Origin of the sequence: Croceicoccus bisphenolivorans, assembly GCF_001634625.1 — a bacterium.
Taxonomy (GTDB): domain Bacteria; phylum Pseudomonadota; class Alphaproteobacteria; order Sphingomonadales; family Sphingomonadaceae; genus Croceicoccus; species Croceicoccus bisphenolivorans.
The window spans coordinates 24786-39978 of record NZ_LRSE01000018.1 but is presented as its reverse complement, the minus strand read 5'-3'; the positions used below and the strand labels follow the sequence as shown (position 1 = coordinate 39978).

The following is a 15193-nucleotide window of genomic DNA, read 5'->3' as shown; positions in this document are numbered from 1 at the left end:
CCATCATGACCAGCTCACACCCAGCCTCGCCCCGCGAAACCGTGCGTGCGACCGGTTCCCACATCGTGCTGACAGTCAACGTAGCGTGGAACTTATGCAATTTCCGCAGCGGCCTCGTTTCCGCACTACTGGCGGACGGTCATCGGCTGACGGTTCTGGCCCCGCTGGACGACAGCGTCACCACGCTGGCCGCGATGGGGTGCGAAGTATGCGACCTGCCCATGGATCGCAAAGGCCTGAACCCCGTGCGCGACGCCGGATTGCTGCGGCGGATGTCCCGGGCATTCGGAACCCTTCGCCCGGATGTCGTCCTTGGCTTCACCATCAAGAACAATATCTACGGCGCGCTCGCGGCCCGGCGGCATGGCATCGCCTTTCTGCCCAACGTGACCGGGCTTGGCACCGCGTTCCTGTCCGGCGGCGCGGTAGAGCGGATTGCGACGATGCTCTACCGGCAGGCGTTCCGCGCGGTGCCACGGGTGTTCTTCCAGAACCGCGACGATCTCTCGCTGTTCATCGAACGCAAGCTGGTAGAACACGCACAGACGGTCCTGCTGCCGGGATCGGGTATCGACCTCGACCGGTTTGCCCCCTCGCCGCCGCCTGCTTCGGACAGCGGACCCGTCTTTTTGATGATCGCCCGCTTGCTGCGCGACAAGGGTGTGCACGAATATGTCGAAGCCGCCCGCATCGTACGGTCGCGATATCCCGGTGCGCGCTTTCAGCTGTTGGGCGCGGCAGGGGATGCGAACCGCACCGCAATCGATCTTGCCACTGTCCATGGGTGGGAGCGAAGTCACGGGATCGAATATCTTGGCACCAGCTCCGACGTGCGCCGTGAAATCGCCGCCGCCCATTGCGTCGTCCTTCCCTCCTATCGCGAAGGAGCACCCCGCACGTTGATCGAGGCGGCGGCGATGGCGCGCCCCCTGATCGCGACCGATGTGCCGGGCTGCCGTGAAGTGGTCGACGACACCGAAACAGGCCTGCTGTGCAGCGCTCGCAGCAGCGAAAGCCTCGCCCGCGCCTGCACCGGCTTTATCGCGATGCCTCCCGCCGCACAGACGGAAATGGGGCGCGCCGGACGCGCGAAAATGGAACGCGAATACGATCAGCAGATCGTGATCGACGCATACCGAACCGAAATCAACCGACTGGCCCGGGCAACCGGCCGGCATGCAGCAAGCAGCGAAAATCGCCCTGCCGCTGCCTGAAAACACGGGAAACGATCCTTTGCACAAGGTCTTCATCACCGGCACGGCCGGATTCATCGGCTTTCATCTGGCCCGCGCCCTGTTGGAAGAGGGTTTGCAGGTTCACGGCTATGACGGCATGACCGATTATTACGATGTCGCGTTGAAACAGCGTCGCCACGCCATCCTGCGCGAATACGCCAACTTTGCCGCAACCGAGGCGATGCTGGAAGATGGCGGCACGCTTGGCGATACGGTCGCCGCATTCGCGCCCGACACGATCGTCCATCTCGCCGCCCAGGCCGGTGTTCGCTACAGCCTCGAAAATCCGCGCGCCTATATCGACAGCAACGTCACCGGAACGCTCAACGTGATGGATGCGGCAAAAGCGGCCGGGGTGGGTCATTTGCTGATGGCCTCCACCTCGTCGGTCTATGGCGCGAACGAGGACATGCCCTTTGCCGAAACGGACAAGGCGGACACCCAGCTTACCATCTACGCCGCGACCAAGAAGGCGAACGAAAGCATGGGCCATGCCTATGCCCACCTGTGGGACATTCCCACCACGATGTTCCGGTTCTTCACGGTCTACGGGCCATGGGGCCGCCCCGACCTCGCCCTGTTCAAGTTCGTCGATGCGATCCTGGAGGGGCGCCCGATCGACATCTACAACAACGGCGAGATGTGGCGGGATTTCACCTATGTCGACGATCTCGTCCGCGGCATCCGCCTGTTGATCGACTCCCCGCCGGTCCGCCCGAAAAGCGCCGGGGACATCGCCGCCAACGACAGCCTGTCGCCGGTGGCCCCGTTCCGGATCGTGAACATCGGCAATTCGGACAAGATCCGCCTGCTCGATTTCATCGACGCCATAGAGGATTGCCTGAACCGCAAGGCTATCCGCAACTACATGCCGATGCAGCCCGGCGACGTGCCCGCGACATGGGCCGATGCGGGCCTGCTCCAGAACCTTACCGGATATCGCCCCGAAACCGACGTTCGCGATGGTATCGCCCGCTTCGTCGAATGGTTCCGCGGATACTACGGCAAATGAACGGTGTCCGCGCCCTCGGCTCGCTGCTCGCTGCGGCCTGTCTTTGCGCAATTCTCTATTTCGCGATCGCGTACGATGGTCAGTTGCCCGATCACCCTGCGCTGCACGGGAAGAACGACCTGGCGCTCCATGCCGTCAGCTTCGCCTTGCTGACCCTGACGGTGCATGTGGCCCGCCCCGGTCGCTGCGCCGCGCTGCCGTGCATGGTCATCGCCGCCCTGATCGAGATCGCGCAAATCTGGATACCCGGACGCGAAGCCGCCTTTGACGATTTCCTTGCCGGAGCGGTCGGCTGCGTCTTCGTCGTCCTGTCGTTCCGGCTGGGCAACTCCATCCTGGCACGGGGCCGCACCAAGACCCCTCCCCGCGCCCTGAATGAGAAACCGCGATGACTCTATCCACCGACACGATCGCCGTGATCGGACTCGGCTATGTCGGCCTGCCCCTTGCCGTCGAATTCGGCAAACAACGGCCGGTCATAGGCTTCGACGTGAACGAGGGGCGGATCGAGGATCTGCGCAACGGGCATGACGCTACGCGCGAGGTTGATGGCGACGAACTGGCACAGGCATCGCTGCTAAGCTTCACGTCCGATCCCGAAGCGCTTAAAGCGGCCAGCATCTTCATCGTCACCGTCCCGACGCCGATCGACGCGCACAAGCAGCCCGATCTCACCCCGCTCATCCGCGCCTCCGAAACAGTGGGGCGGGTATTGGGCAAGGGCGATATCGTGATCTACGAAAGCACGGTCTATCCCGGCGCCACTGAAGAGGACTGCGTACCCGTTCTCGAACGTGTGTCAGGCCTTGCCTTCAATCGCGATTTCTTTTGCGGATACAGCCCCGAACGGATCAATCCGGGCGACAAGTTGCATCGCCTTACCACCATTCGCAAGGTCACCGCCGGTTCCACGCCCGAAGTGGCGGAAACGATCGACCGGCTCTACGCCTCCATCATCCAAGCCGGGACCTATCGGGCAGACAGCATCCGCGTTGCAGAAGCCGCCAAGGTGATCGAGAACACGCAGCGCGACCTTAACATTGCGCTGGTGAACGAACTGGCGATCATCTTCGCACGCATGGGGATAGACACCCAGGCCGTGCTCGACGCGGCGGGAACCAAGTGGAACTTCCTGCCTTTCCGCCCTGGCCTTGTCGGCGGGCACTGCATCGGGGTCGATCCGTACTACCTGACCCACAAGGCAGAGGCTCTGGGATATCATCCGCAGGTCATCCTTGCCGGTCGCCGCATCAACGACGGCATGGGCGGATGGCTTGCCGGCCAGATGGTCAAGGCCATGCTGAAGCGCCGGATCCAGGTCGATGGCGCGCGTGTGCTGATCCTCGGCCTAACCTTCAAGGAAAACTGCCCGGACCTTCGCAACACCCGCGTCGTCGATCTTGTCAGCGAACTGGCCGATTATGGCGTCACGGTGGAAATCCACGATCCATGGGTCGATCCCGAAGAAGCGCGGCAGGCCTATGACGTCAACCTTGTCGCAAGGCCCGATGCAGGCGCCTACGACGGCGTGATCCTTGCCGTCGCGCACGATGCCTTTCGCGAAGCGGGTTCGGCGGCCATGCGCGGCCACGGGCGCGACATCCACGTGTTCTGCGACTTGAAAAGCCTGTTCCCGGCCGCCGAGAGCGACCTTCGCCTGTGAGCACGGCGATGGCCATACCCCAGCGGGGCTGGCTGCTGCGCGCCGGCGGCGGCAGCCTTGCGATCCGGATCGGCTCGCTCGGCCTGACCACGGCTAGCTCGGTGCTTTTCGCGCGCGCGCTCGGGGTGGACGGTTATGGCAATTACGCCATGGCGATCAGCGTGCTGACCCTCATCGGCATCCCCGTCCAGATGGGGTTGCCAACGCTGGTGCTGCGCGAAACGTCGACCGGATCGATGACGGGTCGATGGGGGCGCGTTCGTGGGATGTGGGCCTGGGCTACGAAGCGGATCGCGGTGTCCGCTCTGCCCTCGCTGTTCATCGGGCTGGCCATCGCCGCCGCCTTCTGCTCGCAAGAGGCCTGGCTGGTGGCCCTCATCGGCGCACCACTGGTCCCGTTGATCGCTCTCGGCCGCGCCCGCGATGCCGCCTTGCGCGGCCTGCATAAGATCATCTGGGGCCAGTTGTCGGACGCAATCGGCAGGCCGCTCCTCACTTTCCTTCTCATTGCCGCGCTCTGGTTCTTCGCAAACGGTCTGGTTCCGGTTGAACAAGCGATGATCGTAACCGTCGCCGCTGCGGCGGCAGCCTTCGTGTTCGGTGCGCTCCTGCTGCGCCGCCACAGTCCCGAAGCGATCTGGCACGCCCGACCCGAACAGGATTCTGTAGCATGGAAGAACGCGATTCTGCCGTTGGCGGCACTTGCCGGGGTGCAGGTCGCCAGCCAGAATCTGGGTATCGTGATCGTCGGCGCACTGGCCGATCCGACCTCGGTCGCGCTTTTCAAGATTGCGCAATCGGCCAATTCCCTCGTCATCGTGGGCCTGGGCATGGTGGCCATGATCGTCGGACCGCGCATCGCCAGCCTTCATGCCCGTGGTGAGACTGCAGCGCTCCAGCACCTCATGGCCACCGGCGCAGTCTTCTCACTCGCCACGATGGCGCCATTCGTGCTCATCCTCGCATTGTGGGGAAATCCGATCCTGACGGCGCTCTACGGTGCCGGTTATTCCGGCGCCTTTCCCCTGCTAATGGTTCTGCTCGCGGGACAGTGTGTGAACGCCTTTTTCGGGGCGGTGGTGACTCTGCTCAACATGACCGGGAACGAGCGGATCACGCTCAGGGAGATGGTCGCCGGCACAATCGTCAATCTGGCGCTCACCCTCGCCCTGGTGCCGACCCATGGCGCGATGGGCGCGGCGATCGCGTCAAGCATCGCAATGACGGTGTGGAACGTCATGCTCTGGCACCGTTCGCGACGGGTGCTCGGCATCGATTCAACCGTGTTCGGCTTTGTTGCGGGGCGCAAAACGCGATGATCCGTCCCAACCTATTCATTATTGGCGCGCCCAAATGCGGCACCACCGCATGGGTCGAGTATCTGCGGCACCACCCGCAGATCGCATTTTCGCGCGACAAGGAGCCGCACTTCTTCTGCACGGACTTTCTCGGATATCAATTCGTCAAGACCGAGGACGCGTATCAAGAACAGTTCTCGGATTGCGGCGATGCCCGCATCGTCGGCGAAGCTTCGGTGCAATATCTCTATTCCCAAGATGCTCCGACCAACATCGCCGCATTCGCGCTCGACCCGCAGATTATCCTGTTCACCCGCGAACCCGTTGCGTTCCTGAAATCCTACCACAACCAATTACTGCTGAATCTGGACGAGAATATCGAAGATTTCGCAACCGCCTGGCGGACGGGAAGCGACCGTGAGGGCGAACAGATACCTCCATACTGCCGGGAACTGCGTCTGCTCGATTACCAATCGGTTGCCCGCTTTGGCGAACATCTCAATCGATGGCTGAATGTCTTCCCGCCCGATCGGTTGATGGTGATCGACATGGCGGAATGGATTTCCCAGCCTGCGCAGACCTATCTGAACATTCTCGCTTTTCTTGGTCTGGCGGATGATGGCCGCCGACACTTCCCGCGCATCCACGCTGCCAAACAGCCTCGATCCCACTGGTTGGCCCGGCTGACGCGCCGTCCCCCGAAAATCATCCTCATGCTCGCGGCTGCCTTGCGAACGCTCACGGGGTCGACCCGGCTCGGCATGGCGCAACGACTGCGGCGCCTCAACGAAACCGCCGGTTATCGCGACCGGTCGGCGCACGATGCACTCGACACCCAGATACGAGATGAATGCGCCGACGATCAGCGTCTACTGGCCGACCTGAGAAAACGCTGCAAATGAGCATTGCCTCGCTTCGCCGGCTTGGCGCAAAAATGCGCGGTCATTTCGCGCGCTGGATCTTGAGTAACAGCGATATCGCGCCCGGTTTCAAGCTTGGTGGCGGTGTGCGGATCGTATTGCGACAGGGTGGCAGGCTGCGCATCGGACCGGACGCTTTCGTCCAGCGCAATGCATTTCTTCAGGCGCGAGGCGGCCAGCTGTCGATCGGACGGGAGGCCTTTATCGGGCACGGAGCAATCCTCGTCGCTCGTGAGCAGATCAGCATCGGCGATCATGCGCTGTTCGGAGAGTACGTGACGATTCGCGATCAGGATCATCGTGCCGGAGGCCCTGTCCCGACCGCCCGGAACGGCTTCGTCACCGCTCCCGTCCATATTGGCAACAATGTCTGGCTTGGCGCGAAAGTAACGGTGTTGAAAGGCGTGTCCATAGGCGACAACGTGGTGGTCGGCGCACATTCCGTCGTGACCGGCGATTTGCCCGACAATGTTCTCGCGGTTGGCGTTCCCGCACGGATCGTCCGGCAAATGCCTGGCAGTGTCTCCACGGGACCGTTGCGGCCCATCGACGTCATCAAGGCATGAAGATCGCGTTCCTCTTGCCTGATCTGCGCGGCGGCGGGGCCGAGCGTGTGAACCTCTGCCTGGCAGACGCTTTCGCCGAACGCGGATGGTCCGTCGAAATTGTGCTCATGCAGGCCCAAGGGGCGTTCATGGCAGAGGGCCGAGCGCGTTTTCCGGTGGTCAGTCTGGGCTGCAGGCGCGTGCGAACCTTGCCAATCGCCCTTGCGCGTTATGTTTCGTATGCCCGGCCCGACATCCTCATCGCATCGATGTGGCCTTTGACGGTCATCGCACCGTTCGTCTGCGCAATGTTGAGCCACCGGACGAAGTGCATCGTCGTCGAACATGGGATTCTCTCGGCTCAATATGCGGGTCGCGGACCGCTACACCGACTGGTCATGAAGGCGACGATGGCCATCGGCTATCGGCTATCCCAAGCCCGCATCGGGGTTTCACGCGGGGTCGCGCAGGACATGGCCCGGCTTGCTGCGATGCCGATCGACCGGTTCGATGTCGTCGGCAATCCGATACCCGCTCCTGCCCCGGCAAGCGATCCACACAAAGCCGAAGCCATGTGGGGCATTCCGCGCGGCGCGCGCATCCTTACGGTCGGATCGCTCAAGGCGGTCAAGAACCAGGTCCTCCTGATCGAGGCGTTGTCGCGGTGCGGACGCAAGGACGCACGCCTTATGATCCTCGGTGCCGGCCCGGAAGAGGGCCGGTTGCGTGCAAGGGCGGACGAGCTGGGCATTACCGACAGGGTAATCCTCGCCGGGTTCCACGACGATCCCGGCCCATTTTACGCCAGTGCTGACCTTTTCGTCTTGTCTTCCAACGCGGAGGGGTTCGGCAATGTCATCGTCGAGGCGCTGCACGCAGGTTTGCCGGTCGTTTCGACAGATTGCCCCTCCGGCCCGGCAGAGATTTTGGCGGACGGACGCTGGGGCCACCTGACGCCGGTCGGCGACGCGGGGTCGATGGCCATGGCCATGGCCAAAGCGCTTGCGATGCCGGTCGATCGCTCGGCACTCCGCCGCCGTGCTGCCGATTTCTCACCGTTGCGCGCCGCCACCGCTTATCTTGCAACCGTCGAGCAAGGAAACGCGCGCTGATGCTTACCGCGGCGGACCGCATCCGGCTTCGGGTCAAGGACATGGAATTCCGCCACGGCCTGCCCATGCAGCGGCTTGCCCTGCGTACCGGGGTCTTGTCCTATCCCTACCTTCCCGAAGACGAACGTCTGGAGGCGGTTTTCATTCATGTCCCCAAGGCCGCCGGTACGAGCCTGCGCAAGGCGATCTGGCGACGAAAATCGTTCCACATACCCGCAACCCGGTACATCGCCGCCGATCCGGATCGCTTTCGCAGATGGTTCACGTTCTGCGTGGTGCGCAATCCGTGGGACCGGATGAGCAGCGCCTTTCACTATCTGCACAGGCGGCGGACCGCCCGGCCCGACTTTTTCGATCACCGCTGGGCGGCGACGCGGCTCGCCGATGTCGAGACTTTCGCCGCTTTCCTGCACCGTCTCGACGGGGATGAACGCTTCCGGTCCGATGTTATGCGCTACGTCCACTTCCGCAGCCAGCTGACCTGGATATCGCAGCCGGGCGCGCGGGATCGCATCCTGGTCGACTATGTCGGCCGCTTCGAACGGATGGACCAGGCCTACGCCTATGTCAGCAACCGGCTGGCCCCCGGAACCCCGCTCCCGCAAGAGCGGGTGCGCGGCGACGGCAAGGATTACCGACAACTGTATGATACGCGCATGGTCGACATCGTCGCCGGTCTCTATCGTCAGGATGTGGAAGTGCTGGGCTATTCCTTCGAATAGCCGGTTCCCGCCGATGACCATCAACGTGCTTTACGTCACCCGCAACGGCCTGCTCGAACCCCTGGGGCAGAGCCAGGTCTTTGCCTATCTGCGCGGCCTTTCGCGCGATCATGCGATTACCCTCATCACCTACGAGAAGGACGCAGATCGCGCAGATCGCGCCGCGATGGAGCAGATGCGGGCGCGGTGCCGTGAACTGGGCATACGCTGGCTACCGCAACGCTTCCGCTCGCTGCCAAGGGTGCTTGCTGCGGTCTACGTTCCGATGCAACTGCTGTCACTGATCCGGCGCACCGTTCGTCGGTACGACATCAGGCTGATCCACGCACGGTCCTACGTCCCTGCGGCGGCGGCCATGGTCGTGGGCAAGTGCGCCGGCGTTCCGTTCATATTCGACATGCGCGCCTTGTGGCCCGAAGAGCTGGTGACGGCGGGCCGGCTGCGCCGTGGATCGGTGCTGCACCGCGCGATCGTTGCGATGGAGCGGGCCTGCCTGCAACGCGCGGCCGCGGTCGTTTCGCTGACGCATGCTGCGGCGGCCCATCTGCGCGCAACCTATCCACGCGAGACCGGCACGCAGCGCATCTCGGTAATCCCGACTTGCGTCGATCTGGACCGCTTCACATCCGCCTCCGCCCCCGTTCCCGGCGATGAACCGCAAGTGATCGGCTGCCTTGGCACAGTTTTGAGCGGGTGGTTCCGGATGGACTGGTTCTGCACCTTCGTTACCGTCGTCTCACGCGAGAATTCCGGCGCGCGCTTTGCCATCACAACCCGAGACGATGCCGCCCGCGTGTACGAAGCGCTGGGCCCGGCGCTGGCAGACCGGGTGACGATCCGGTCCGCCCGCCCTGAAGACATTCCGTCCATCCTTCGGCGCGAGCAGACCTCGGTCATGTTTTACGCGGGCGGGAATACCTCCGAACTGGGCCGTTCACCCACCCGGCTTGGCGAGATCCTCGGCTGCGGCAAGCCGGTGATCGCCAACGCAGGGGTCGGCGATGTCGCCCGGATCGTAGAGGACTACCGGATCGGCGTGCTCGCCAGGGACGGGTCGGAGGCGGCTATGCTCGAGGCGTGGCATGGCTTGCAGGGATTGCTGACCGACCCGGACCTGGCGGCGCGGTGCCGCCGAGCCGCCGAAGAGGTGTTTTCGCTCGACGCAGGCACCCGGAGCTATCGCGAAATCTATCGCGCCGTCACGCAAGCAGATGCCCGGCAATGAACCCGAAGATCGCAATGCTGGCACGATACAGTCGCAACGGCGCATCGAGCCGGCTGCGATTTCTGCAATACGAGCCCGCGCTTGCCGCGGCCGGAATGGAGCCGGCATTCGAACCCTTCTTCGGGCCGGAGTACCTTGCGGCGCTGTATGACGGCAGGGCAAGGCGAATGCAGATCGTCGCCAGCTATGCCCGCCGCCTTGCCCTGTTGCGCAGGCGCCCATCGCCGGATCTGTTGTGGATCCAGTCAGAGGCGTTTCCATGGCTTCCGGCCATATGCGAACGCGCTGCGCTGACCGGCGCGGCACCTTATGCGATCGACTGCGACGATGCGATCTTCCACCGATACGATCTGCATCGCTCCGCCGCGGTCCGGGCCATGCTGGGCGCCAAGATCGACCGGTTGATGGCAGGGGCTGCGATCGTGACAGCGGGCAATCCCTATTTGGCGGAACGGGCACTGCGCGCAGGCGCCCGATGCGTCGAGATCGTGCCCACAGTGGTCGACCTCGATCACTATGCCGTCGGCGAACGGGCCGGGTCCGATCGTCCACCCGCCATCGGCTGGATCGGTACGCCAAGCACATGGCGCGAATACATGGTGCCGCTGATGCCCGCCCTGCTGGAAATCGCGGCAGGGCACGGCGCGCGGATCAGAACCGTCGGCGCGGAACCGTTAGCGCATCCCTTGGTAGACGCCTTCGCATGGACAGAGGCCAGCGAAGTGCGCCGGATCCAGGAAATGGACATCGGCATCATGCCGATATCCGATACGCCATGGTCGCGCGGCAAGTGCGGTTACAAGCTGATTCAGTACATGGCATGCGGCCTGCCGGTCGTCGCCTCGCCGGTCGGGGTGAACGCCGATATCGTTGAGCACGGAGTCAACGGCTTTCTGGCGACCACGCCGGATGAATGGCGGTCCGCAATCGGCACCCTGCTCGACGACGAAGACCTGAGACGACGCATGGGCAATGCAGGGCGCGCCAAGGTAGAGCGTGCTTACAGCCTTGCGGTCTGGGGGCCGCGCGTGGCCGGAATGCTGCGGCAGGCGGTTCGCCATTGATCTACGTTCTTGTCTTTGCCGCGCTGATATTGGTCAGCGTGGCGGGCAAGCGCTGGCTCTATTGGCCGGTGCTTGTCGGCCTGTTCCTGTTCGCGGCTTTCCGGTTCGAAGTCGGTTGCGACTGGACCGGCTATCTCAACCAGTTCTACGTCCATGGCGTGAGCGACTTCGGCGATGCGCTGGAGGGCAACGATCCCCTGTGGGTCTCGCTGTTCATCGCCCAGGCAGACCTCGGGCTGGCCTATCCCTGGATCAACGTCGTGTCCGCTCTGGTCTTTTTCGGCGGCATCCACCTTGTCGCCCGGCGCCAGCCCGATCCGCTTGCCTATCTCATCCTGCTGTTTCCCGTCCTCATCATCAACATGCCGATGTCGGGCATCCGTCAGGCCATGGCGATCGGCATCATGTGCGGCGCCTATGTCGCGTTCATCGACCGACGCACGGTGCGGTTCGTCATAATCGTCCTGCTGGCCTCTTCCATCCATTCAAGCGCAATCGTCTTCCTATTGCTGGCACCTCTGGTTTCGGGGGACATCACGCAGCGACGCGTGATCACGACAGCGCTGCTCGCCGTGCCCGGCCTCGCGATCGTGTGGATGGCCGGCAACGCAGAGACGGCCACGACGCGATATGTCGATACCGATATCGATGCGGCGGGGGCGCTGTTCCGGGTCGGGCTCGTTGCCCTGACAGGCATCGCATTCCTGCTGTTTCTGAGGCAACGATGGCAAACCCTGCCGGACGACAGCTATCGCCTCGTGCTGCTCGGTTCGCAAATGATGCTCGCCTTGCTCGCGATGCTGCCGTTGTCCTCGGTGATCGCCGATCGGTTGTCCTATTACCTCGTTCCCATCCAGACGATGATCCTGGCCGGGCTGCCGTTTCTTCCTTTTCACAGCCACCGGCGCACGATCGCGGCGGCCCCTTACGTGGCACTGTTTGTGATGCTGATCGTGTGGACCGCTCTCTCACGCCATTTCAACGACTGTTACCTGCCCTATCAGACTTGGCTGGGCGGCATGCCTCCGGCCAGTCGCATGCTATATTGAGGCACGACCTTGCCACCTGACATTGCCGTAACCGATCTCCCGGGGGTTTTCCTGGTGACGCCGCGCCGTTTCGGCGACGCGCGCGGTTTCTTTACCGAAAGCTGGTCTGCGAAAGACTGGGCAGAAACCGGAATCGACTGCGATTTCGTTCAGGACAACCACTCGCTGTCTCGATTGCGCGGCACGCTGCGCGGGCTGCACGCACAGGCACCGCCCGCTGCGCAGCATAAACTGGTGCGCTGTACCCGCGGCGCGATCTTCGACGTCGCGGTGGACATCAGGCGGGGTTCGGAAACCTATGGCGCATGGGTTGGGCACGAACTCTCTGCCGAAAACGGGCGGCAGATGTTCGTACCCCATGGCTTCCTGCACGGGTTCCTGACGCTTTGCGACGATACCGAGGTGCAATACAAATGCTCCGCCGGCTACGCCCCCGCGCAAGAGATCGCCGCACACTGGGACAGCGCGGGGATTGCATGGCCCGAAACGCCCGGCCCGTTCCTCTCGGACAAAGACGCCGCCGCCGCGCCGCTTGCCGAACTGCAAACTCCATTCATCGAAAGGCGTACGCCGTGAGAATTCTGGTTACCGGTGGGGCGGGCTTCATCGGCTCGGCCGTAGTCCGGCTCGCGATCGCGCGCGGACACGACGTTTTGAATGTCGACGCACTCACTTATGCCGCCTGCCTCGAAAATCTCGATCCGGTAGCGCACGATCCGCACTACAGCTTTGCCCGGATCGATATCTGCGAACGTGAAGCGGTGGATGAGGCATTCACAGTTTTCCGCCCCGATGCGGTCCTGCATCTTGCCGCGGAATCGCATGTCGATCGCTCCATCGACGGGCCGGGATCTTTCATCAGCACGAATATTACCGGCACATTCCATCTGCTGGAAGCGGCTCGGGCATACTGGACACGGAACGGCAAACCGGGCTCGTTTCGGTTTCATCACGTTTCGACGGACGAGGTCTATGGCTCCCTGCCCGACGATCCGGCAGTCCGCTTTACCGAAGACACGCCCTACGATCCGCGATCACCCTATTCAGCCTCGAAGGCGGCATCCGATCACCTCGTTCGGGCATGGCACGAAACATATGGCCTACCGGTACTGGTCACCAATTGTTCGAATAACTACGGCCCCTATCACTTCCCCGAAAAGCTGATCCCGGTGGTCATCCTCAACGCACTCGCGGGAAAGCCGCTGCCGATTTACGGTAAGGGCGAGAATATCCGCGACTGGCTCTATGTAGAGGACCACGCCGATGCCTTGCTCTGCGTGCTGTCTGGTGGAAAAGTGGGCCGCACGTACAATATCGGCGGTGGCAACGAGCGGCGCAACATAGACCTTGTACGCGATATCTGCGCGATACTGGACAAGAAGCGACCCAAAGCCGTCGGTTCTTATGCCGACCAGATAGCGTTCGTCACCGACCGCCCCGGACACGATGCCCGCTATGCCATCGACGCAAGCCGGATAGAGGATGAACTGGGCTGGTCGCCTTCGCGCACGCTGCGCGAAGGACTGGCCGACACCGTCGACTGGTATCTTGCCAACGAACGCTGGTGGCGCGCCCTGCAGGATCGTGATGGCGTCGGCGTTCGGCTGGGAACGGCGGCGTGAAACTGCTCGTCATCGGCAGGACGGGCCAGGTCGCCACGGCACTGCGCTCCGCCGTTCCGCACGGGGTCGATTGCCGTTTCCTCGGGCGTGACGAACTGGACCTCGCCCGACCGCAGGATGTTGCAGCCTGCATTACCGACGGCGATCATGACGCGGTCGTCAACCTTGCCGCCTACACGGCCGTAGATCGGGCCCAAGACGAGGCCAAGACCGCATCGCTCGTCAACTGCGTGTCTGTGGGGGCGATGGCGGATGCGTGCAGGGCAATGGCCATTCCCCTCGTCCACCTGTCCACCGATTATGTCTTCGCGGGCGGCGGCACCGCCGCCCACCGCCCCGACGATCCGACAGGACCGCTGGGCGTTTACGGCGAAACGAAGCTCGCCGGCGAATTGCGCATCCGGCAAAGCGGGGCGCGCCATGCGATCCTGCGGACAAGCTGGGTCTTCTCGGCAACCGGCGCGAATTTCCCGACCACGATGCTAAGGCTTGGTGCGGAACGATCATCGCTGAACGTCGTGGCGGACCAGATCGGCGGCCCGACGCCGGCATCGGCGCTGGCCGGCGCCGTGGTGACAATCGCGAGGGACCTGATTGGCGGTCATCCCGGCGGAACTTACCACCTGTCCGGCACACCGGACGTCAGCTGGGCCGACTTCGCTCGCGCCATCTTTCGCACCGCAGGTCTGGACTGCGCCGTCCGCGATATCGCGACGTCCGACTATCCCACCACGGCGGCACGGCCGCGAAATTCGCGTCTCGACTGTTCGGCGACCGTTCGCGATTTCGCGATTCCCAGACCCGACTGGCAAGCCGCGCTCACCGAACTCGTCTCCCGAAAGGAATCCGCGACATGAAACGCAAGGGCATCATTCTGGCCGGTGGATCCGGCACACGGCTCTGGCCGATCACGATGGGCGTCTCGAAACAGGTCCTGCCCATCTATGACAAGCCGATGATCTACTACCCGCTAAGCACGCTGATGCTTGCCGGAATCCGGGACATCGCCGTCGTCACCACACCGGGCGACCGGCCTCAGTTTCAGGAGATACTGGGGTCGGGGGAGCAATGGGGCGTGCGCTTCACCTATGTCGTCCAGCCATCGCCGGACGGGCTGGCGCAGGCATATCTGCTCACGCGCGATTTTCTGAATGGCGCCCCGTCGATGATGGTGTTGGGCGATAATATCTTCTTCGGCCACGGCCTTCCGGAAATACTGCAAAGGGCCTCGGTGAAGCCCCATGGCGGGACAGTGTTCGGATATCACGTCAACGATCCGGAACGCTATGGCGTCGCCGCCTTCGACGAACACGATCAGGTCGTCGCGCTGATCGAAAAGCCGATCGATCCGCCTTCGAACTATGCAGTAACCGGCCTGTACTTTCTCGATGGCCGTGCGCCCGATCTTGCCGAACGGGTAAAGCCGTCCGCACGGGGCGAACTGGAAATTACCGACCTGCTCGAATTCTACCGGGCCGAAGGAGCGCTGGATCTGGAAAGAATGGGTCGCGGTTTTGCCTGGCTCGATACCGGCACCCACGCCAGCCTGCTGGACGCGGGCAATTTCGTCCGCACCCTGACCGAGCGGCAGGGCCTGCAGGTCGGTTCACCCGATGAAATCGCGTTCCGTTCGGGCTGGATCAGTGCAACCGATCTGGACCGGCGTGCGGAACGCTTCCGCAAGAACGCCTATGGCGCATACCTTGCCGCCCTGGCCTGATCACCC

The 15193-nt window shown here is 63.2% G+C and carries 16 protein-coding genes; all 16 read left to right on the top strand.

Annotation, left to right across the window (positions count from 1 at the left end):
- Positions 1 to 5 precede the first annotated feature (5 nt).
- From A7A77_RS15280 to rfbA, 16 genes are read left to right on the top strand one after another with little or no spacing between them, the layout of a single operon-like run.
- Complete coding sequence (locus A7A77_RS15280; protein WP_066560226.1) at positions 6 to 1214, top strand: glycosyltransferase family 4 protein; 1209 nt, start codon at positions 6 to 8, stop codon at positions 1212 to 1214.
- Positions 1177 to 2247, top strand: a complete 1071-nt coding sequence (locus A7A77_RS15275) for an NAD-dependent epimerase/dehydratase family protein (RefSeq protein ID WP_082836181.1) — start codon at positions 1177 to 1179, stop codon at positions 2245 to 2247. The genes A7A77_RS15280 and A7A77_RS15275 overlap by 38 nt, the downstream gene beginning before the upstream one ends.
- Positions 2244 to 2639, top strand: a complete 396-nt coding sequence (locus A7A77_RS15270; protein WP_066560224.1) for a VanZ family protein — start codon at positions 2244 to 2246, stop codon at positions 2637 to 2639. Before A7A77_RS15275 ends, A7A77_RS15270 begins: the two co-directional genes overlap by 4 nt.
- Entirely contained in the window at positions 2636 to 3910 is a 1275-nt protein-coding gene (gene tviB / locus A7A77_RS15265; RefSeq protein WP_066560221.1) for a Vi polysaccharide biosynthesis UDP-N-acetylglucosamine C-6 dehydrogenase TviB, read from the top strand. The genes A7A77_RS15270 and tviB overlap by 4 nt, the downstream gene beginning before the upstream one ends.
- 8 nt (positions 3911 to 3918) lie before the next feature.
- Positions 3919 to 5229, top strand: coding sequence for a lipopolysaccharide biosynthesis protein (locus A7A77_RS15260; protein ID WP_156500608.1), 1311 nt, complete (start codon positions 3919 to 3921; stop codon positions 5227 to 5229).
- Positions 5226 to 6110: a sulfotransferase domain-containing protein gene (locus tag A7A77_RS15255; RefSeq protein ID WP_066560208.1), complete on the top strand. Its 885-nt coding sequence runs from the start codon at positions 5226 to 5228 to the stop codon at positions 6108 to 6110. Before A7A77_RS15260 ends, A7A77_RS15255 begins: the two co-directional genes overlap by 4 nt.
- Positions 6107 to 6694, top strand: coding sequence for an acyltransferase (locus tag A7A77_RS15250; RefSeq protein WP_082836180.1), 588 nt, complete (start codon positions 6107 to 6109; stop codon positions 6692 to 6694). Before A7A77_RS15255 ends, A7A77_RS15250 begins: the two co-directional genes overlap by 4 nt.
- Complete coding sequence (locus A7A77_RS15245; protein ID WP_066560205.1) at positions 6691 to 7785, top strand: glycosyltransferase; 1095 nt, start codon at positions 6691 to 6693, stop codon at positions 7783 to 7785. The genes A7A77_RS15250 and A7A77_RS15245 overlap by 4 nt, the downstream gene beginning before the upstream one ends.
- Complete coding sequence (locus tag A7A77_RS15240) at positions 7785 to 8507, top strand: sulfotransferase family 2 domain-containing protein (protein ID WP_066560202.1); 723 nt, start codon at positions 7785 to 7787, stop codon at positions 8505 to 8507. The genes A7A77_RS15245 and A7A77_RS15240 overlap by 1 nt, the downstream gene beginning before the upstream one ends.
- A gap of 13 nt (positions 8508 to 8520) precedes the next feature.
- Complete coding sequence (locus tag A7A77_RS15235) at positions 8521 to 9732, top strand: glycosyltransferase (RefSeq protein WP_066560199.1); 1212 nt, start codon at positions 8521 to 8523, stop codon at positions 9730 to 9732.
- On the top strand, positions 9729 to 10796 hold the full coding sequence (locus A7A77_RS15230; RefSeq protein WP_066560194.1) for a glycosyltransferase family 4 protein: 1068 nt from the start codon (positions 9729 to 9731) through the stop codon (positions 10794 to 10796). Before A7A77_RS15235 ends, A7A77_RS15230 begins: the two co-directional genes overlap by 4 nt.
- Positions 10793 to 11845 (top strand): EpsG family protein, encoded by a 1053-nt coding sequence (locus tag A7A77_RS15225; protein ID WP_066560189.1) that lies wholly within the window; start codon positions 10793 to 10795, stop codon positions 11843 to 11845. Before A7A77_RS15230 ends, A7A77_RS15225 begins: the two co-directional genes overlap by 4 nt.
- A gap of 9 nt (positions 11846 to 11854) precedes the next feature.
- Positions 11855 to 12421 (top strand): dTDP-4-dehydrorhamnose 3,5-epimerase, encoded by a 567-nt coding sequence (gene rfbC, locus A7A77_RS15220; RefSeq protein WP_216635599.1) that lies wholly within the window; start codon positions 11855 to 11857, stop codon positions 12419 to 12421.
- Positions 12418 to 13467 (top strand): dTDP-glucose 4,6-dehydratase, encoded by a 1050-nt coding sequence (gene rfbB, locus A7A77_RS15215; protein ID WP_066560187.1) that lies wholly within the window; start codon positions 12418 to 12420, stop codon positions 13465 to 13467. The genes rfbC and rfbB overlap by 4 nt, the downstream gene beginning before the upstream one ends.
- Positions 13464 to 14324: a dTDP-4-dehydrorhamnose reductase gene (gene rfbD / locus A7A77_RS15210; RefSeq protein ID WP_066560184.1), complete on the top strand. Its 861-nt coding sequence runs from the start codon at positions 13464 to 13466 to the stop codon at positions 14322 to 14324. Before rfbB ends, rfbD begins: the two co-directional genes overlap by 4 nt.
- A complete protein-coding gene (rfbA, locus tag A7A77_RS15205; RefSeq protein WP_066560177.1) occupies positions 14321 to 15187 on the top strand; it encodes a glucose-1-phosphate thymidylyltransferase RfbA in 867 nt (288 codons plus the stop codon). Before rfbD ends, rfbA begins: the two co-directional genes overlap by 4 nt.
- The last annotated feature ends 6 nt before the right edge of the window (positions 15188 to 15193 follow it).

Excerpts from the sequence above, each read along its gene's own strand:
- A7A77_RS15245 (WP_066560205.1), top strand. The coding sequence starts at position 6,691 with ATGAAGATCGCGTTCCTCTTGCCTGATCTGCGCGGCGGCGGGGCCGAG.
- tviB (WP_066560221.1), top strand. The coding sequence starts at position 2,636 with ATGACTCTATCCACCGACACGATCGCCGTGATCGGACTCGGCTATGTC.
- A7A77_RS15260 (WP_156500608.1), top strand. The coding sequence starts at position 3,919 with ATGGCCATACCCCAGCGGGGCTGGCTGCTGCGCGCCGGCGGCGGCAGC.
- A7A77_RS15270 (WP_066560224.1), top strand. The coding sequence starts at position 2,244 with ATGAACGGTGTCCGCGCCCTCGGCTCGCTGCTCGCTGCGGCCTGTCTT.
- A7A77_RS15255 (WP_066560208.1), top strand. The coding sequence starts at position 5,226 with ATGATCCGTCCCAACCTATTCATTATTGGCGCGCCCAAATGCGGCACC.
- A7A77_RS15240 (WP_066560202.1), top strand. The coding sequence starts at position 7,785 with ATGCTTACCGCGGCGGACCGCATCCGGCTTCGGGTCAAGGACATGGAA.
- A7A77_RS15250 (WP_082836180.1), top strand. The coding sequence starts at position 6,107 with ATGAGCATTGCCTCGCTTCGCCGGCTTGGCGCAAAAATGCGCGGTCAT.
- A7A77_RS15235 (WP_066560199.1), top strand. The coding sequence starts at position 8,521 with ATGACCATCAACGTGCTTTACGTCACCCGCAACGGCCTGCTCGAACCC.
- A7A77_RS15275 (WP_082836181.1), top strand. The coding sequence starts at position 1,177 with ATGCAGCAAGCAGCGAAAATCGCCCTGCCGCTGCCTGAAAACACGGGA.
- A7A77_RS15230 (WP_066560194.1), top strand. The coding sequence starts at position 9,729 with ATGAACCCGAAGATCGCAATGCTGGCACGATACAGTCGCAACGGCGCA.
- rfbA (WP_066560177.1), top strand. The coding sequence starts at position 14,321 with ATGAAACGCAAGGGCATCATTCTGGCCGGTGGATCCGGCACACGGCTC.
- A7A77_RS15280 (WP_066560226.1), top strand. The coding sequence starts at position 6 with ATGACCAGCTCACACCCAGCCTCGCCCCGCGAAACCGTGCGTGCGACC.